The following is an 18,439-nucleotide window of genomic DNA, read 5'->3' as shown; positions in this document are numbered from 1 at the left end:
CCCTCACGGGCGCTTGGCGAGGCCGGGCAGGCGCTTCTTCTTGTAGGCGGGCAGCGGTGAGGCCTCCCGGGTGGTCTTGTAGCGGGCCAGGCTGCCCAGACCGGAGCGGTTGCCGTCCTCGGACTCCATCGCCGGGCGCTCACCGTCGACGCGGCGGGCCAGCAGCATCACGGCCGGCACTACGAAGGGGGCCAGCAGCAGGTCGTACAGCAGCGCGCTGAACACCAGGCCGGTGAGGCCGACATGGCGGGCGGCGGTGTCGCCGACCAGCGCGCCGACCACGGCGTACAGGAGGGTGGAGAGCACGGCGGCGCCGGCCACCACGAACAGCGCGCTGACCGCCGAGCGCTGGCGGCCGCCCTCGGGGCGGAGCAGGCCGGCGGCGTAGCCCATCAGGCAGAGCACCAGGGCGTAGCGGCCCATGGCGTGGTCGGAGGGCGGCGCGACGTCGGCGAGCAGGCCGGCGGCGAAGCCGACCAGGCAGCCGCCCGCCGGCCCGTACACCAGAGCCAGGCCGACCACCATCAGCAGCAGCAGGTCCGGTGTGGCGCCCGGGAGTTGGAGTCGGCCGAGGATGCTGACCTGGATCACCAGGCCGAGCAGCAGCAGAACGGCGGCAAGCAGGATGCGGCCAGGACGCATGGGTCAGTTCCCCCCTGAGGGACTGGGCTTCGCCGCGGCGGAGCCGGCTGCGGCCGCGCTGGGGACGGTGCTCGCTCCGGTGGCACCGGCCGCGGCGGACGGTACTGACGCGCCGGGGGCCACGGGGGCGCCGGGAGCGTCGGGGGTGACGGGGACGACCGGCTGGGTACCGGGGGCGACCGACGGGGTCGGGGCCGGGGACGGCGGCAGTACGGCGTCGCGCGGGTCGGTGCGCGGCGGGACCACCACGATGCCGACCAGGTCGAGCCGGGTGAACTGGACGTACGGCTGGACCAGGATGGTCTTGGTGAGCTGCCCGGGCGTCGCCTCCACCTCGACCACCTGGCCGACCGGCACGCCGGGGACGAACGGGCGGCCGCTCTGCGAGCCGAAGGTGACCAGCCGGTCGCCCGCCTTTACCTGGGCGCGGCCGTTCAGCAGCGAGACCCGCATCGGGCCGGTGCCCTGGCCGTTGGCGAAGCCGATCTCGTTGCTGCCCTCCAGCCGGGTGCCGGCGGTGAAGCCGGGGTCGGAGGCGAGCAGCACGGTGGAGGTGGTCGGGCCGACGGTGGTGAGCCGGCCGACCAGGCCCTGGCCGTTGATCACCGTCATGTCGCGGGCGAGGCCGTCGTTGCTGCCCGCGTCGATGGTGATGGTCCAGGAGAAGCCCTGGGCGGCGCCGATGGCGATCACCTGGGCGGCCTTGATGGTGTAGCCGCCGGCTCCGGCGGTGCGGAGCATGTCGTCGAGCTGCTTGGTGCGGCCCGCGGCGGTGTCGGAGGAGGCCAGACGCTGGCGCAGGTCGGTGTTCTCGCGGGTGATCTGGTCGAGCCGCTGCTGGTGGGTGCCGGCGTCGCGGATCGCCCGGACGGTGCCCGCGACCGGGTCGACGAGGCCGGAGGCGGCCCGCTCGACCGGCCCGAGGGCGTCGGCGGCGGCCCGCCGGGCACCGTTCAGTGGGGAGCTCTCACCGCCCCTGATGTCCACGGTGATCAGCGCGAAGGCGACGGCTACCAGCACGACGAGCAGTAGCCGGCTCTCTCGGGTGTCCCTCACGGTGGTGGAGCTGCCCCTTCAGTTCCTGACCTCGCCCGTGCCGTGCGGCGCGGGCGAGGGCCGTTCAGTTGAAAGACTGTCAGTTTCGGACGGGTCAGCGGCGCGGCTGCGCGTCCAGCACCTGCTGGAGCGCCTCGAACTCCTCGACGCACTTGCCTGAGCCGAGTGCGACGGAGTCCAGCGGGTTCTCCGCGATGTGGACCGGCATGCCGGTCTCACGGCGCAGCCGCTCGTCCAGGCCGCGCAGCAGGGCGCCGCCGCCGGTGAGAACGATGCCGCGGTCCATCACGTCACCGGCCAGCTCGGGCGGGCACTGGTCGAGGGTGGTCTTGACGGCGTCGATGATGGAGTTCACCGGCTCGTCGATGGCCTCGCGGACCTCGGCCGCGGAGATCACCACGGTCTTCGGCAGGCCACTGACCAGGTCGCGGCCGCGGATCTCGGCGTGCTCGTCCTTCTCGCCCTCCAGCGCGAAGGCGGAGCCGATGCTCATCTTGATCTGCTCGGCGCTGCGCTCACCGAGCAGCAGGCTGTACTCCTTCTTGATGTGCTGGACGATCGCGTTGTCCAGCTCGTCGCCGGCCACCCGGAGGGACTGGGCGGTGACGATCCCGCCGAGCGAGATCACCGCGACCTCGGTGGTGCCGCCGCCGATGTCCACCACCATGTTGCCGGTGGGCTCGTGGACCGGCAGGCCCGCGCCGATCGCCGCCGCCATCGGCTCCTCGATGATGTGCACCTGGCGCGCGCCGGCCTGGGAGCTGGCCTCGATCACGGCGCGGCGCTCGACCCCGGTGATGCCGGAGGGCACGCAGACCACGACCCGGGGGCGGGCCAGGTACCGACGGCGGTGGATCTTCAGGATGAAGTAGCGGAGCATCCGCTCGGTGATCTCGAAGTCGGCGATCACACCGTCCTTGAGCGGGCGGATGGCGACGATGTTGCCGGGGGTCCGGCCGATCATCTTCTTCGCCTCGGAACCGACCGCCAGGATGCCGCCGGTATTGGTGTTGACCGCCACCACGGAAGGCTCGTTGAGGACGATCCCCTTGCCCCTGACGTACACCAGCGTGTTGGCAGTACCAAGGTCGATCGCCATGTCACGGCCGATGAACGACAGATTGTTGGCCATGGGGTGTGCAGTGCCTTCCCGAACTCGGAGTCAGATGGCGGGGAGCAGGCCGGTGGTGACGCTCGCCCACGGCAAAGGGGCGGACTTCAGCTGAGCAGCCGTACCGGGCCCATGAGTTGTGTCCATCGTAGCCACGCCGGTCAGCACGAGCGGCGAGTGAGGTTCGCCGCCCATTCTCGGGGGACTCGATGGCTTCTTCCTGGATTGGGACGCCGTGTCGAGGTCGGGAGTTCCGTTATTTGAGGATGAAAAGTTGAGAGTCACCTGGTCGGGCCAGACCTCGCCCGAGCCTGCGGACGAGCCGACGCCGAAGGGGGCGGACGGCCCTGGACGCTCCAGCACGGAGCATGCCGGAGTGAGGGTCGCCGCCGCCTGCGGCACGGCCGTCGGCCGGCACGGCGGGCAAGGGCGCCCGGAGGTGGTGGCCGAGTGGCGGTGCCCGGCCCGACCAGGTCCCTCCCGGACCTCGATCAGGCGTGCGCGGGGAAGAAGATCTTGATCTCGCGCTCCGCGGACTCCGGGGAGTCGGAGGCGTGGATCAGGTTCTCGCGGGTGATGGTCGCGAAGTCACCGCGGATGGTGCCGGGGCCCGCCTGCAGCGGGTCGGTCGCACCGGCCAGCACGCGGATGCCCGGGATCACGTTCTCGCCCTCGATGATCATGGCGATCGACGGGCCCGAGGTCATGAACTCCAGCAGCGGCTCGTAGAACGGGCGGCCGACGTGCTCCGCGTAGTGCAGTTCCAGCGTCGCCCGGTCGAAGGTGCGCAGCTCGACGGCAGCGAGCTGCCAGCCCGCCTTGCGCTCGATACGGCTGATGATCTCGCCGGCCAGGCCGCGCTTGACGGCATCGGGCTTCAGCAGGACGAGAGTGCGCTGGGACACGGTGCGGCTCCAGGGGAATCGGTGGGGCGTGGTGTATACGGCCTCACCCGAAGATTACCTTGGGTGAGCAGCGGCGATGCGCCCCCGGTCCCCCTGGACGCGGAGCCGGCTCCGCCCCGGTCGGCGAGGCCCGCAGATCACGAGCCGGCGTCGCGGAGGCGGAGCCGGAACGAGCCTCAGGCAGCCGCCGCGGCCTCGCGCGCGGCCTTGATCTGGTCGATCCTCCGGCCGTAGTGCACCGAGCACCACCACAGGCCGGCGAAGACCGCGCCCAGGCCGAACATGGTCGGCAGGACGAAACCGCTGGCGATCAGGCCGATCTGGAGCGCCCACCCGACGGCGACCGCGCCGGGGCGGGTGACCGCACCGCAGAGCGCGACACACAGCAGCATCGCGATACCGGTGACGGTCCAGATGGTGGCGGTGGAGACGTGGCTGAGCTGCATGGCGACCAGTCCGGCGAAGAGCAGCAGGAGCGCTTCGCCGATCAGGGTCGAGGAGCACAGGGTCCGCATGACTACTTCCTCCCGAGCAGCAGGCGGGCCTCGCCCACCGTGATGACCGAACCGGTGACCAGGACTCCGGCGCCGCCGAGGTCCTCCTCCTCGGCCAGGGTGACGGCCGCCTCGATGGCGTCGTCCAGCCGGGGCTCGACCTGGACCCGTTCCTCGCCGAAGATCTCCACGGCCAGCGCGGCCAGGTCGTCCACCGGCATCGCGCGGTGGGTGGAGTTCTGGGTGATGACCACCTCGGCCAGGATCGGCTCGAAGACCTCCAGCAGGCCGGAGACGTCCTTGTCGCCGCTGGTGGCGATCACGCCGACCAGCTTGGTGAAGCCGAAGGACTCACCGAGCGCGGCGACGGTCGCCTCGGCGCCGTGCGGGTTGTGCGCCGCGTCCAGGATCACGGTGGGGCTGCGGCGGACGATCTCCAGCCGGCCCGGCGAGCGGACCCCGGCGAAGGCATCGCGCACCTTGTCCGGGTTCAGGTTGCCGCCGCCCGCGCCACCGACACCGAAGAACGCCTCGACGGCCGCCAGTGCCAGGGCCGCGTTGTGCGCCTGGTAGGCGCCGTGCAGCGGCAGGAAGATCTCCTCGTACTCGTAGCCGCCGAGACCGCGCAGCGTCACCATCTGCCCGCCGACGGCGACCTCACGGTGGATCACGCCGAACTCCATGCCCTCGCGGGCCACCGTGGCATCCACCTCGACGGCGCGCCGCAGGATGGTCTCGGCGGCGTCCAGCGGCTGCTGGGCGACCACGGCGAGCGCGCCCTGCTTGATGATCCCGGACTTCTCGACCGCGATCTCGCCAGTGGTCTCGCCCAGCTTGTCGGTGTGGTCCAGGCCGATCGGAGTGATCACCGAAACGGCGGCGTCGATCACGTTGGTGGCGTCCCAGGAGCCGCCCATGCCGACCTCGACGATGGCCACGTCCACCGGGGCGTCCGCGAAGGCCGCGTAGGCCATGCCGGTCAGCACCTCGAAGAAGGACATCGCCACCGGCTGCTGGGAGTCCACCATCTGCACGTAGGGCTCGATGTCGCGGTAGGTCTCGACGAACTTCTCGACGGCGATCGGTTCGCCGTCCAGGCTGATCCGCTCGGTGACGGACTCCACGTGCGGGCTGGTGTAGCGGCCGGTACGCAGGTCGAAGGTGGTGAGCAGCTGCTCGACCATCCGGGCGGTGGAGGTCTTGCCGTTGGTGCCGGTGATGTGGATCGAGGGGTAGGAGCGCTGCGGCTGGCCGAGGATGTCCATCAGCGCCTCGATCCGGTCGAGCGAGGGCTCCAGCTTGTTCTCCGGCCAGCGCTTGGCCAGCTCGACCTCCACCTCGTGCAGTCCGGCCGCCGGGTCGGCGGGGTCACTGCTGGTGGGGCGCATCGTGTACGGGTTCTGCTCGGCCTTGTCACTCACGCCCTCAGTCTACGGAGCGACGGGGCGGGCGTCGGAGCGGGATACGGCCGGGCGGGCCGTGACGGGCGGGTGCCTGCGCTCCGCCGCGGCGGCACGGAAATGATCGTTCAGCGCGGATTCATCACCTGATGTCGCTTTCCGCCGGGAGGCCCGAGGCCCACCGGGCGGTCGACGGGCGGTCCGGGGATCGGGGGCCGGCGCCGCGCGTGGTCCTTCAGGGCACCCGTGGGACGAGCCCGGGCAACGGGGGTGGGCCACCGGCGGCGGGCGGTAGGTGCGGCGGCACACCGACCGGCCACAGGGCGCTGGGCGCGACCGCCGCACCGCGTCCCGGTCGAGCGCGGAAGCCTTCCCGGACACGGGCCCCATGTCCTGGCGCACACCCCCGGCCACCGGTCTTGACAGCGGAATTGGCCTACTCCACCTTGTGAGTCAAGTCCCGTTCAAAGGAGGGGACTTGCCCCTGCACCGCACCCATCTACATCCCCACTGGAGATGGCATGCGCGCAAGACCCCGTCATGTCCGCCCCGACACCGGCGCCTTGGCCGCGCTGGTCGCGGCCGCGCTCGCCCTGGTCGGCCTGCTGCTCGCCGCCCCGGGCGCCAGGGCCGCCGATGTCGACCTGATCGCCAACGGCGGCTTCGAGAACGGTCTCGCCAGCTGGAGCTGCACCGCGAACTCCGGTCAGGCGACCAACAACCAGGCACACTCGGGTGATTGGGCCCTCCTGGCGGCCCCGACGACGAGTGACGACGCCCAGTTCAAGGCCGACATCGCCGCCAAGCACCGGGCCGGCAAGCGGGTGTCCTCTCCGTCGGCGGTCAGAACGGCACCGTCTCGGTCACCGACCCGACCGCCGCCGCCAACTTCGCGAGCAGCGCGTACGCCCTGATGCAGAACTACGGCTTCGACGGGATCGACATCGACCTGGAGAACGGTGTCAACGCCGCCTACCTGAGCCAGGCGCTGCACTCGCTGGCGAGCAGGGCGGGCGGCGGTTCATCCTCACCGTGGCGCCGCAGACCATCGACATGCAGTCCACCGGCACGGAGTACTTCAAGTTGGCGCTCGATGTGAAGGACATCCTCACCATCGTCAACATGCAGTACTACAACTCGGGTTCGATGAACGGCTGCGACGGAAACGTCTACTCGCAGGGCACCGAGGACTTCCTCACCGCCCTCGCCTGCTTCCAACTGCGCGGCGGCCTCGCACCGAGCCAGGTCGGACTCGGCGTCCCCGCCTCGACCAGCGCGGCCGGCGGCGGTTACGCCAGTTCGAGCACGGTGAACGCCGCGCTGGACTGCCTCGCCTCCGGTACCGGCTGCGGCTCCTTCAAGCCGGGGCAGACCTGGCCGGGGATCGGCGGTGCGATGACCTGGTCCACCAACTGGGATGCGAGCAACGGCGGACAGATCGCCGGCTCCGTCGGCAGCCACCTGCACACCATGCCGTAGCGCCGGCTCCCGGTCAGTACCGCCGGGCCTCCGGAGCGCCGGAGGCCCGGCCGGTCCGGTCGCCGTGCCGCGCCCGCAGATCGGCCACGACCTGCTCGACCTCCCCCGGCGGCAGCAGCGGCAGCATCATCGCCACCGCCTGCAGCAGTCCGCCCAGCAGGTAGGTGGTATCGGCCGTGGACGCCACCAGCGCCCGCACCGCCGCGACATCGCTCGAGCCGACCGCCTCGATCAACCGGGCCGCACCCACGGCGTCCTCGTCCACCGCGACCGCCCCGGTGTCCGCCGGCGCCCGCCGGACCAGTGCCCGCAGCACCCGGTCGCCCACCTGGGGCGCGTACGCCTTGCGGACCGCCTCGGCGGCGATCCACACCAGCAGCGTGGTCACCTCGCGTTCGGCCCCGTCGTCCAGAAGGCAGTCGAGTTCGTGGTCGAATGCGAGCTGATTGCCGTGCCGGAAGGCGAGCAACAGGGTCGCCACGCGGGACTTGGCCACCTCGACCTCCTCCGCGGACAGCTCGTCGGCCAACTCCTCGGTCACCACCACGCCGTGCCCTCCCGTCAGTCGCAACACGAACTCCCTGGACTTCTGCTCACCGTACACAGTGCACCTGCAAAATTCGGTGAACTCGCTCAGGTAACAGGCACGGAGGAACAAGCCGGGGACAACAAGACTTCCGAGCGGCCGCAATACCCGGGAATGAGCTGGGTATCGGGGCCAATTACACGGCAGTTCAGAGGCGGATCGCCGCCGCCATCGGCTCCTCGCTCCGGCGCTGCGCGCCCCTCCACGACAGCCCGCCGCCCGGACCCGGCGACACCGTCCAACACACAGACCACCACGCCCGGCCTGGTGCCGTCTTCGCCGCCACGCCGACGCCGAGCGCTTCACCGGTCCGGTCCATCGCGGTGACGGAGGCTCATTGAGCACAATCCCCTTGCCGCGCAGGTGGAGCGGCATGCCGGCCGTTCCGAGGTCGATGCCAATGCCCGATCCCTGTCCGCGCCGCACACTCGTCATTGGCGGCCACCCGTTCCGCCGTTTCCGTCTCCTCGCGCTCATCCGGACATCCGGCTTCGGGGCATGGGCACGTGAGGAATTCGACCGAACGGGTTATCAGGAACTCTGCCGGCGCTGCCGAATGACGTCCCGGGATCAAATGCCTTAAGCACCGGGGGCTTTAGTCCCCCCCTGTCGTCAACTCACCTGCCAGGTAAGCACCGAGGGCCGCACCGCCCGCCGCTTCGGCGGGTGGTGCGGCCCTCGACGGGTGCCGGGTGGCGGATCAGCCCTGCGGCAGCGCGGCCAACTGGGCGGTGATCCGGGCGATGTCGGCCTCGGCGGCGACCTGGCGGGCACGGATCTTGGCGACCACGTCGTCCGGGGCCTTGGCCAGGAAGGCCTCGTTGCCGAGCTTGCCGGAGGTCTGCGCCTTCTCCTTCTCGGCCGCTGCGAGGTCCTTGGCCAGGCGCTTGCGCTCGGCCGCGACGTCGATGGTGCCGGAGAGGTCGAGGGCGACGGTGGCACCGGCGACCGGCAGCGAGGCGGTGGCGTGGAAGCCCTCCTCCGGCGCGGTCAGGCGCAGCAGCGAGCGGATCGCGTCCTCGTGCGCGACCAGGACGGTACCGGCCAGCTCCAGCTGGGCCGGGACGCGCTGACCGGGCTTGAGGCCCTGGTCCGAGCGGAACCGGCGGACCTCGGTGACCACCTGCTGCAGCGTGGCGATCTCCGCCTCGGCGTCCGCGTCGCGGAAACCGCTGTCCTTCGGCCACTCGGTGACCACCAGGGACTCGGCGCCGGTGAGCGTGGTCCACAGGGTGTCGGTGACGAACGGGACGATCGGGTGGAGCAGCCGCAGCGTGACGTCCAGGACCTCGCCGAGGACCCGGCGCGAGGCGTCGGCCTGCGGGCCGCCCTTGGCCAGGGTGGTCTTGGAGAGCTCGACGTACCAGTCGAACACCTCGTCCCAGGCGAAGTGGAACAGGGTGTCGCTGAGCTTGGCGAACTGGTAGTCGTCGTAGAGCGCGTCCACCTCGGCGACGGTCGCGTTCAGACGCGACAGGATCCACCGGTCGGCGGCCGTCAGCTGCTCGGCGGGCGGCAGCTCGCCGGCGACCGTTGCGCCGTTCATCAGCGCGAATCGGGTGGCGTTCCAGATCTTGTTGCAGAAGTTCCGCGAGCCCTGGACCCAGTCCTCGCCGATCGGCACGTCGGCGCCCGGGTTGGCACCACGCGCCAGGGTGAACCGGACGGCGTCGGCACCGTAGGCATCCATCCAGTCCAGCGGGTCGACCACGTTGCCGAAGGACTTGGACATCTTCTTGCCGCGCTCGTCGCGGACCAGGCCGGTGAGCGCGATGGTGTGGAACGGCGCCTGACCGTCCATCGCGTACAGGCCGAACATCATCATCCGGGCGACCCAGAAGAAGATGATGTCGTGGCCGGTGAGCAGGACGTCGGTGGCGTAGAACTTCTCCAGGTCCGGGGTCTGCTCGGGCCAGCCCAGCGTGGAGAACGGCCACAGGCCGCTGGAGAACCAGGTGTCCAGGACGTCCTGGTCCTGGTGCCAGCCCTCGCCGCTCGGCGGCTCCTCGTTCGGGCCGACGCAGACCACCTCGCCGTCCGGCCCGTACCAGACCGGGATCCGGTGACCCCACCACAGCTGGCGCGAGATGCACCAGTCGTGCATGTTGTCGACCCAGGAGAAGTAGCGGCCCTCCAGCTCCTTGGGGTGGATCTGCACCCGGCCGTCGCGGACGGCGGCGGCCGCCTCGCGGGCCAGCGGCTCGACGTTGACCCACCACTGCAGGGACAGCCGCGGCTCGACCACGGTATTGCAGCGCGAGCAGTGGCCGACCGCGTGCATGTAGGGGCGCTTCTCGGCGACGATGCGCCCCTGCTCGCGCAGGGCGCCGACGACGGCGGAGCGGGCCTCCAGGCGGTCCAGGCCGAGGAAGGGGCCGTGGACGGTGATCAGACCGTGCTCGTCCATCACCGTCAGGGACGGCAGGTTGTGGCGCTGGCCGATGGCGAAGTCGTTCGGGTCGTGCGCCGGGGTCACCTTGACGGCGCCGGTGCCGAACTCCGGGTCGACGTGCTCGTCGGCGACGACCGGGATCTCACGGTCCGTCAGCGGCAGCTTGATGGTGCGGCCGATCAGGTGCTGGTACCGCTCGTCGTCGGGGTGGACGGCCACGGCGGTGTCGCCCAGCATGGTCTCGGCCCGGGTGGTGGCGACGACGATCGAGTCCTCGCCCTCCCCGTAGCGGATGGAGACCAGCTCGCCGGGGACCTCCTCGTGCTCGACCTCGATGTCGGAGAGCGCGGTGAGGCAGCGCGGGCACCAGTTGATGATGCGCTCGGCGCGGTAGATCAGGCCGTCGTCGAACAGCCGCTTGAAGATCGTCTGGACGGCCTTGGAGAGGCCCTCGTCCATGGTGAAGCGCTCACGGGACCAGTCGACACCGTCGCCGAGCCGGCGCATCTGGCCGAGGATCTTGCCGCCGTACTCCTCCTTCCACTGCCAGACCTTCTCGACGAAGGCCTCACGGCCGAGGTCGTGGCGGGAGAGGTTGGACTCGGCGAGCTGCTGCTCCACCTTGTTCTGGGTGGCGATACCGGCGTGGTCCATACCGGGCAGCCAGAGCGTCTCGTAACCCTGCATCCGCTTACGGCGGGTCAGCGCGTCCATCAGCGTGTGCTGGAAGGCGTGGCCCAGGTGCAGCGAACCGGTGACGTTCGGCGGCGGGATGACGATGGTGTACGCGGGCTTGTCGCTCTTCGCGTCGGCGGTGAAGTAACCGCGGTCCACCCAGCGCTCGTACAGCTCGCCCTCTACCTCGGCCGGAGCATAGGTCGTCGGGAGGGTGGCTGCGTTGTCCCCGGGAATGGCGTCGGGGCGCTGGTTCGTCGTGTCGGTCACGACACACAGTTTACGTACGGCGGGAGGTGCCCTACTAACGCATTGCTGGCGAGCCACTCCGACAGGCTGACACTCCGGTACGGTACCGTGCCCGGTACTCGTGCACCCATTTGTACGAGTACCGGGACGACGAACACACGCCACAACACAGGCCGCGGACGCGGTGGGGGAGAGCGAAGCCGATGTACGGCCAAGGGCAGCAGTATCCGCAGGGCCAGCCGCAGCAACCTTACGGGCAGCCGCCGCAGTACGGCCAGCCGCCGGCACCGCAGTACGGCGCGCCGCAGCCGCCGCAGTACGGGGCGCCCCAGCCGCCGCAGTACGGGCAGCAGCCGTACGGCGCACCGCAGCCGCCGATCGGCTACCAGCAGCCGGCCCCGCAGCAGAAGAGCAGCACCGGCCTGATCGTCGGCCTGGTGATCGGCGCGGTGGTGCTGGTCGGCGGCGGTCTCGGCGCGTACGCGCTGATGGGCGGCAAGAACGGCGGGGGCGGTCTCACCGGCGGGGGCGGCTCCACCGAGGGCCAGTACAAGCTCTCCGCGCCGGCCAGCCTGGACGGCGGCTACGTCCAGAAGAACACCACTGACGCGCCGGCCGACCCGTCCAAGATGCCTCCGGGCTTCACCTCGGTCGACGGCGCCATGCTCGCCATGTACAACAAGGCGGGGTCCAGCACCGACCTGGTCACCGTCGGTGGCAGCTGGGGCAAGATCCCGGACCCGGGTGCGGCCCTGAACGGGGCCAGCAGCCAGCTGACCTCCAACACCTCGATGACCTGGAAGACGCCGCTGGCCGAGGTGGACGCCAAGGAGAGCAAGGACTCGGGTGGCAAGCTCTCCTGCGGTGTGATGAGCCGCGGTGCCCTGGAGACACCGGTGTGCGTCTGGGCCGACCACTCGACCCTGGGCTCGGTCACCTTCACCCACATGTCGCTGACCGGCAAGGTGCAGGCGCTCTCGCCCTCCGAGGCGGCTGACCGGACCCGCGCCATCCGCGACGCGGCCCTCGTCGCCAAGTAGCGGTTCCCACGGCCGGCCACCCGTCCCACCGACCCCGAAGGCGACCTCCGCGTGTCCGAGCGCAATCCGTTCGCCGCGCCGCCGTCCGACGCTCCGCCCCTGCCTGGCGCCCCCGGCTGGACTGCACCCATCGCAACTCCGGCTCCGGAGAGGCCTTCTGCGTCTGGGCCGACGGCAGCTGCCTGGTCACCGTGACGGAGTTCGACGACGGGCCACAGACGGACCTGGGCAGGCTCGCCGCCGACACCCGGGAGCTACGTCAACTCGCCGAGGTCAAGAAGTAGTTCGGGCAGCGCGAAGGGGCCCCGCCGATCGCTCGGCGGGGCCCCTTCGCGGTGTCTCAGGCGCTCTTGTCGCGGCGCTCGCGCTTGATCATGTCGCGCGGGACCAGAGTCGGGATGGCGTGCTTGGAGACCACGTCACCGGTCACGACCACGCGGGCGACGTCCTGGCGCGAGGGCACCTCGTACATCACGGACATCAGCACCTCCTCCATGATCGCCCGAAGTCCGCGGGCACCGGTACCCCGCAGGATCGCCTGGTCGGCGATGGCCTCCAGCGCGTCCCGGGTGAACTCCAGCTCCACGCCGTCCAGTTCGAAGAGCTTGCGGTACTGCTTGACCAGCGCGTTCTTCGGCTCGGTGAGGATCTGCAGCAGCGCCTCGCGGTCCAGGTTGTGCACGCTGGTGATCACCGGCAGGCGGCCGATGAACTCGGGGATCATCCCGAACTTCACCAGGTCCTCCGGCATCACCTGGCGGAAGTGGTCGCTTGCGTCCAGCTCCCGCTTGGAGCGGATGTTGGCACCGAAGCCGATGCCCTTGGCACCCGCCCGGCCCTCGATGATCCGCTCCAGACCGGCGAACGCACCGCCCACGATGAACAGCACGTTGGTGGTGTCGATCTGGATGAACTCCTGGTGCGGGTGCTTGCGGCCGCCCTGCGGGGGCACCGAGGCGGTGGTGCCCTCCAGGATCTTCAGCAGCGCCTGCTGCACGCCCTCGCCGGAGACGTCGCGGGTGATCGACGGGTTCTCGCTCTTGCGGGCGACCTTGTCGATCTCGTCGATGTAGATGATCCCGGTCTCGGCCTTCTTGACGTCGTAGTCGGCCGCCTGGATCAGCTTCAGCAGGATGTTCTCGACGTCCTCGCCGACGTAGCCGGCCTCGGTGAGCGCGGTGGCGTCGGCGATCGCGAACGGCACGTTCAGCATCCGGGCCAGGGTCTGTGCCAGCAGCGTCTTGCCGGAGCCGGTCGGACCGAGCAGCAGGATGTTGGACTTGGCCAGCTCGATCGCGTCCTCACGGCCGTTGCCGCCGCTGCGGCCGGCCTCGCCCGCCTGGACCCGCTTGTAGTGGTTGTAGACCGCGACGGACAGCGCCTTCTTCGCCAGGTCCTGGCCGACCACGTACTGGTCGAGGAACTCGTAGATCTCGCGCGGCTTCGGGAGCTCCTCGAACCGCACCTCGGAGCTCTCCGCGAGCTCCTCCTCGATGATCTCGTTACACAGGTCGATGCACTCGTCGCAGATGTACACGCCTGGCCCGGCGATCAGCTTCTTCACCTGCTTCTGCGACTTGCCGCAGAACGAGCACTTGAGCAGGTCGCCACCGTCTCCGATGCGTGCCACGAGGTGCTTCCCCTTCGCCAGGGGCCCCGCGGGGGTCCGGGGCCTGGTGCTGTGGACCGGCTGCGCCGTCGGCGTCCGGTCTCGGTATCCGACGGTACTCTGCTGAGCCGGTGAATCCGCCGACTTCGACAGCTCTGCCCTACGCCCTGGGCGAATTGATACCGAACAGATGCCGTCTCGCGGGCATGAAGCCCACAGTAGATTGTGCCGGGCCCAGGGCCCGTCCGGAACAGAACGGGAGCGGGGCGTGCGTCACTCCCCGCCGTTCGCTTCCGGGCGCTGCCGCCCGTAGCCGACGCCGCTCGGCCCCTCATCCATCACACGGGCAGGGCTCCCCCGGCCGCCGGGCCGGAGGTGCCCCCGACCCGGCGGCCGGGGCGAGGAACCCTCGTCGCCTGTCGCCCGCCCCGCACGCGGCGCAGCCGTCCACGGGCCGGCGCGGGCGCGGCCCACGGCTCGCGCGAGTCGCGCCGTGCGCCCCGCCGGAGCTGCCGAGGTCAGTCGGTCAGCGAGGTCTTGCGGGTCGAGATGATCTGGTCGATCAGGCCGTACTCCAGGGCCTCCTCGGCCGTCAGGATCTTGTCGCGCTCGATGTCGTCGCGGACCTGCTGGATGTCCTTGTTGGAGTGCTTGGCCAGCATCTCCTCCAGCTGCTCGCGCATCCGGAAGATCTCCTTGGCCTGGATCTCCAGGTCGGACACCTGGCCGCGGCCGGTCTCGGTGTACGGCTGGTGGATCAGGATCCGGGCGTTCGGCAGCGCCATCCGCTTGCCGGGCGTACCGGCGGCCAGCAGCACCGCGGCGGCGGAGGCCGCCTGGCCCATGCAGACCGTGGTGATGTCCGGCTTCACGTACTGCATCGTGTCGTAGATGGCCGTCAGCGCGGTGAAGGAGCCGCCGGGCGAGTTGATGTACATCTGGATCTCGCGGTCCGGGTCCATCGACTCCAGGCAGAGCAGCTGGGCCATGATGTCGTTGGCCGAGACGTCGTCCACCTGCGCGCCGAGGAAGATGATGCGCTCCTCGAACAGCTTGGCGTACGGGTCGTACTCGCGGATGCCCTGCGAGGTGCGCTCGACGAAGCGGGGGACGATGTAGCGGCCCTCGGCGCGCATGTCCTCCACACGCGCCTTGGCGCTGGACAGGCTGGGGATGTTCATAAGGTTATGGTCCTCCGAAGCGTGCGGTCTGGGGTCTGCTGCCGGCGTCAGGCGCTCTGGCCGGCGCCGGTGCCGCCGCCGCCGGGGACGTCCGCGGCGCTGTGCATGATCTCGTCGATCAGACCGTACTCCTTGGCCTCCTCGGGCGTGAACCAGCGGTCACGGTCCGAGTCCGCGGTGACCCTCTCGAAGCTCTGGCCACTGTGGAAGGCGATCAACTCGGACATCCGCTTCTTGGTGCGCAGCAGCTGCTCGGCCTGGATCCGGATGTCGGTGGCGGAACCGCCGAGACCGGCGGAGGGCTGGTGCATCAGGATGTTGGCGTTCGGCAGCGAGAAGCGCTTGCCCCTGGCGCCGGCGGTGAGCAGGAACTGGCCCATCGAGGCCGCCATGCCCATCGCGATCGTCACCACGTCGTTCTTGATGTACTGCATGGTGTCGTAGATCGCCATGCCGGCCGAGATCGAGCCGCCCGGGGAGTTGATGTAGAGGAAGATGTCCTTGTCCGGGTCAGCGGCCAGGAGCAGCAGCTGGGCCGTGATCTTGTTGGCGATGTCGTCGTCGACCTGCTGGCCCAGGAAGATGATGCGCTCGTTGAGCAGCCGGTTGTAGACCTGGTCCCCCAGGCCACCGAGCACGTCACCAGCGGCGGCGTGCGGCGCCATGAGGCCAGGCATCTGCATCTGCGGGAACGTCACTTAGCCACCTGCTCAGTTGAATTGGACGGGCCGCGGAGCAGCCGTCGCTTGTCGCAGTTTCACTGCGTGATTGTCGCTGTCTAAGGACCCTAACGCCCAGGCCGGGCCACGGAATCCCCCACACAGAACTGTTCGCTGTGAGCGCAGGGTCAGCATTCGAAACAGCGAGCCCGGGCACCTTCCGGTACCCGGGCTCGCCGTCGGCCACTACTCGGTGACTCAGGCCTCGGTGCTCTCCGCGGCGCCCTCGGCCTCGGCGCCCTCGTCCTCGGCGTCGTCGAAGGTGACGACCTCACCGTTGGTGTCCTTGACGGTGGCGGCCTCGACCACGGTGGCCAGCGCCTTGCCGCGGGCGACCTCGCCGACCAGCAGCGGAACCTGGCCGCCCTGGACGACCTGCTGGGCGAACTGGTCCGGGGTGAGGCCCGAACCGGCGGCGCGACGGATCAGGTGCTCGGTGAGCTCCTCCTGGTTGACGCCGAGCTCCTCCTTCGCCACGATCGCGTCGAGCACGAACTGGGTCTTGATGCCCTTCTTCGCCTGCTCCTCGGTCTCCGCCAGGAACTCCTCCATGGTCTTGCCCTGGGTGGCGAGGTAGGTGTCCAGGTTCAGACCCATGGGCTCCAGCTGGTGGTGCTCCAGGTTGTGGCGGCGGGTCTCGACCTCGTCCTTGAGGAGCTTGGCCGGGTACTCCATCTCGACCAGCTTCAGCAGCTCGTCCAGGACGCGCTCCTGGGCCTGGGTGGCCTGGTCGAACTCGCGCATGCGCTCCAGGCGCTTGCGGGAGTCCTCCTTCAGCTCGTCCAGGGTGTCGAACTCGCTGGCCAGCTGGGCGAACTCGTCGTCCAGCGCCGGGAGCTCCTTCTCCTGAACGGTCTTCACGGTGACGGTGACGTCGGAGCTCTTGCCGGCCTGGGTGCCGCCCTTGAGCTCGGTGGCGAAGGTCTTGGACTCACCGGCGGACAGGCCCACGACGGCCTCGTCGATGCCGTCCAGCAGGCGGCCGGAGCCGATCTCGTAGCTGACGTCCGAGGCGGTGCCGTCCTCCGGAACCTCACCGTCGACCTTGGCCTCCAGGTCGACGATCACGACGTCGCCCTCGGCGGCGGCGCGCTCGACGTCCTTGACCGAGGAGAAGCGCTCGCGCAGCTGCTCCAGGGACTTCTCGACGTCGGCGTCCTCGACCACGATCGGGTCGACCTCGACCTCGATGGTGGAGAAGTCCGGCAGGGTGATCTCCGGGCGGATGTCGACCTCGGCGGTGAACTTCAGATCGCCGCCGTCGGCGATCCGCTCGACACCCTCGATGTCGGTGATCTCGGGCTGGCCGAGGACCTCGATCTTGCCCTCGTCGACGGCCTGCGTGTAGAAGCGCGGCAGGGCGTCGTTGACAGCCTCCTCCAGCACGGCGGCGCGGCCGAAGCGCTGGTCGATGACGCGGGCCGGGATCTTGCCCTTACGGAAGCCCGGAACCGTGACCTGCTGGTTGATCTTCTTGTACGCCGCGTCGAGGCTGGGCTTGAGCTCCTCGAAGGGCACCTCGACGGTGAGTCGAACCCGGGTCGGGTTCAGAGTCTCGACGGCGCTCTTCACGGTTGGGTCTCCTAAGGGCTTGCGGTCAGGTTGTCTCCGCCCGTCCGGCTCATCCGGCGCGGGCGAGACGGGCGATGGGCGGTTGGGGCTGCATCTCCCGTACATGGTGGACGGTGAGCGTGACTCCTCGCCCTCAGGCGGTCGACCTGGGCGTATGCACAGGGACTACCGGCCAGCGGCCCATCCTACCGGTACCACGAAAGGCGGACGCCAGGCCCGCCCGCGATCAGCGCGCCGCCGCCCGATCGGGCGCCGCCTCGGCGGCGCACGATTCGGCGGCGCGCAAGACGGCCCCGGGCCCGACATGCCGTCAACTCGAAGTCGACGACGGCGGCTTCGACTGAGTGGCCGTCGGAAAAGCCAACAGGGCCCCGTCCGCTGACGAGACCCTGCCGCACTGTCGGGGTGACCGGATTCGAACCGACGACCTTCCGCTCCCAAAGCGGACGCGCTACCAAACTGCGCCACACCCCGTGGTGCCGAGAGGAAGCGTACACGTCGGTCGGGCCGCGCTCGCTGCTATATCGAGAGCCCGCCGGACATGCCCGGAACCGGAAGCAGTGTGCAAGCAACCGACCGAACCAGGTAGGCTGACCCCGTCCTCGTGACCGACAAGTCTCCGGGGGCGCCGCATGCTCACATGCGGTATGCGGGTGTAGCTCAATGGTAGAGCCCCAGTCTTCCAAACTGGTCACGCGAGTTCGATTCTCGTCACCCGCTCCAGACACTTCGGCCCCGGGCCGACGGTTCCACCGTCAGCCCGGGGCCGAAGTCGTTTTCGGGATGCCGCCGCGATGTCCCTGCGACGACCGGTCCGGTCCCCGGCCAGGGCCGGGGAGGGAGCGGACCGAAGGCGCGTCAGAGCCGGACGCCGTGGCTGACCAGGTAGCCCACCGGGTTGATGTCGGAGCCGTAGGCCGGGCCGGTGCGGACCTCGAAGTGCAGGTGCGGACCGGTGACGTTGCCGGTGGCGCCGGAGCGGCCGATCTGCTGGCCGGCGCCCACGGACTGGCCGACCCGGACGGTGATCACCGAGAGGTGGGCGTACTCGGAGTACCGGCCGTCGGTGTGCCTGATGACGACCTGGTTTCCGTACGAGCCGCCCCAGCCGGTGGTGACCACGGTGCCGCTGGTGACCGCCTTCACCGGGGTGCCGGTGGAGACCAGGAAGTCCACGCCGGTGTGGTAGCCGCTGGCCCACGCGGACCCGGCCGCGTGGTACGGGGTGCCGAGGCGGGGGTTGGCCACCGGGGCGGTGTAGGCCGGGGCCGCCTGGGCGGCGACCGTGGTGGCGGGCAGCGCCACGGCGGTGCCGGCCGCGGCGACGAC

The 18,439-nt window shown here is 70.1% G+C and carries 13 protein-coding genes, 2 tRNA genes and 2 pseudogenes; 3 read left to right on the top strand and 14 right to left on the bottom strand.

The annotated features are described in order from the left end of the window. Positions 1-3 precede the first annotated feature (3 nt). The 6 genes from mreD to folC all read right to left on the bottom strand — a co-directional run bounded on the left by mreD (position 4) and on the right by folC (position 5,629). Positions 4-642, bottom strand: a complete 639-nt coding sequence (gene mreD, locus ABD369_RS23285) for a rod shape-determining protein MreD (protein ID WP_344638449.1) — start codon at positions 640-642, stop codon at positions 4-6. Positions 643-645: 3 nt separating this feature from the next. Further along, entirely contained in the window at positions 646-1,698 is a 1,053-nt protein-coding gene (gene mreC / locus ABD369_RS23280; RefSeq protein WP_344638448.1) for a rod shape-determining protein MreC, read from the bottom strand. Between the two features lie 94 nt (positions 1,699-1,792). Beyond that, the gene (locus ABD369_RS23275) at positions 1,793-2,818 is read right to left on the bottom strand and encodes a rod shape-determining protein (protein WP_344638518.1); all 1,026 of its coding nucleotides are present in this window, start codon (positions 2,816-2,818) and stop codon (positions 1,793-1,795) included. Between the two features lie 482 nt (positions 2,819-3,300). Then, complete coding sequence (ndk, locus tag ABD369_RS23270) at positions 3,301-3,714, bottom strand: nucleoside-diphosphate kinase (protein ID WP_344638447.1); 414 nt, start codon at positions 3,712-3,714, stop codon at positions 3,301-3,303. Positions 3,715-3,890: 176 nt separating this feature from the next. After that, positions 3,891-4,229, bottom strand: a complete 339-nt coding sequence (locus ABD369_RS23265) for a DUF4233 domain-containing protein (RefSeq protein WP_344638446.1) — start codon at positions 4,227-4,229, stop codon at positions 3,891-3,893. 2 nt (positions 4,230-4,231) lie between these two features. Then, positions 4,232-5,629, bottom strand: a complete 1,398-nt coding sequence (gene folC / locus ABD369_RS23260) for a bifunctional tetrahydrofolate synthase/dihydrofolate synthase (protein WP_425557739.1) — start codon at positions 5,627-5,629, stop codon at positions 4,232-4,234. 758 nt (positions 5,630-6,387) lie between these two features. Between folC and ABD369_RS23255 the strand changes: the two are divergent. After that, a pseudogene (locus ABD369_RS23255) lies at positions 6,388-7,087 on the top strand (glycosyl hydrolase family 18 protein); the annotation flags it as partial. Positions 7,088-7,100: 13 nt separating this feature from the next. Here the strand turns inward: ABD369_RS23255 and ABD369_RS23250 are convergent. Both ABD369_RS23250 and ABD369_RS23245 read right to left on the bottom strand, forming a co-directional pair. Then, entirely contained in the window at positions 7,101-7,658 is a 558-nt protein-coding gene (locus ABD369_RS23250; RefSeq protein WP_344638445.1) for a hypothetical protein, read from the bottom strand. A 715-nt stretch (positions 7,659-8,373) separates the two neighbouring features. Then, on the bottom strand, positions 8,374-11,010 hold the full coding sequence (locus ABD369_RS23245) for a valine--tRNA ligase (protein WP_344638444.1): 2,637 nt from the start codon (positions 11,008-11,010) through the stop codon (positions 8,374-8,376). A gap of 182 nt (positions 11,011-11,192) precedes the next feature. Between ABD369_RS23245 and ABD369_RS23240 the strand changes: the two genes are divergently transcribed. Beyond that, positions 11,193-12,029 carry a hypothetical protein gene (locus ABD369_RS23240; protein WP_344638443.1) on the top strand — a complete coding sequence of 279 codons (837 nt, stop codon included), beginning with the start codon at positions 11,193-11,195 and terminating at the stop codon, positions 12,027-12,029. Between the two features lie 340 nt (positions 12,030-12,369). On the opposite strand, the gene clpX is transcribed toward ABD369_RS23240, so the two are convergent. The 5 genes from clpX to ABD369_RS23215 form a co-directional block, all read right to left on the bottom strand. Next, entirely contained in the window at positions 12,370-13,659 is a 1,290-nt protein-coding gene (gene clpX / locus ABD369_RS23235) for an ATP-dependent Clp protease ATP-binding subunit ClpX (RefSeq protein ID WP_344638442.1), read from the bottom strand. A 497-nt stretch (positions 13,660-14,156) separates the two neighbouring features. Further along, entirely contained in the window at positions 14,157-14,819 is a 663-nt protein-coding gene (locus tag ABD369_RS23230; RefSeq protein WP_344638441.1) for an ATP-dependent Clp protease proteolytic subunit, read from the bottom strand. Between the two features lie 47 nt (positions 14,820-14,866). Further along, positions 14,867-15,496, bottom strand: a complete 630-nt coding sequence (locus ABD369_RS23225; RefSeq protein WP_425557746.1) for an ATP-dependent Clp protease proteolytic subunit — start codon at positions 15,494-15,496, stop codon at positions 14,867-14,869. 240 nt (positions 15,497-15,736) lie between these two features. Then, on the bottom strand, positions 15,737-17,110 hold the full coding sequence (gene tig, locus ABD369_RS23220) for a trigger factor (RefSeq protein ID WP_344638440.1): 1,374 nt from the start codon (positions 17,108-17,110) through the stop codon (positions 15,737-15,739). 400 nt (positions 17,111-17,510) lie between these two features. Beyond that, a tRNA-Pro gene (locus ABD369_RS23215) sits at positions 17,511-17,584 on the bottom strand. A 175-nt stretch (positions 17,585-17,759) separates the two neighbouring features. Between ABD369_RS23215 and ABD369_RS23210 the strand changes: the two genes are divergently transcribed. Continuing rightward, positions 17,760-17,833 (top strand) — tRNA-Gly (locus tag ABD369_RS23210). Positions 17,834-17,968: 135 nt separating this feature from the next. Here ABD369_RS23210 and ABD369_RS23205 read toward each other — a convergent pair. Further along, positions 17,969-18,397, bottom strand: a pseudogene (locus ABD369_RS23205) (M23 family metallopeptidase); the annotation flags it as partial. Positions 18,398-18,439 lie beyond the last annotated feature (42 nt).

The sequence above is a fragment of the Kitasatospora cystarginea genome, from assembly GCF_039533515.1.
Classification (GTDB): domain Bacteria; phylum Actinomycetota; class Actinomycetes; order Streptomycetales; family Streptomycetaceae; genus Kitasatospora; species Kitasatospora cystarginea.
The sequence above is the reverse complement of the archived record's forward strand: the minus strand, read 5'-3'. Positions and strand labels throughout refer to the sequence as shown.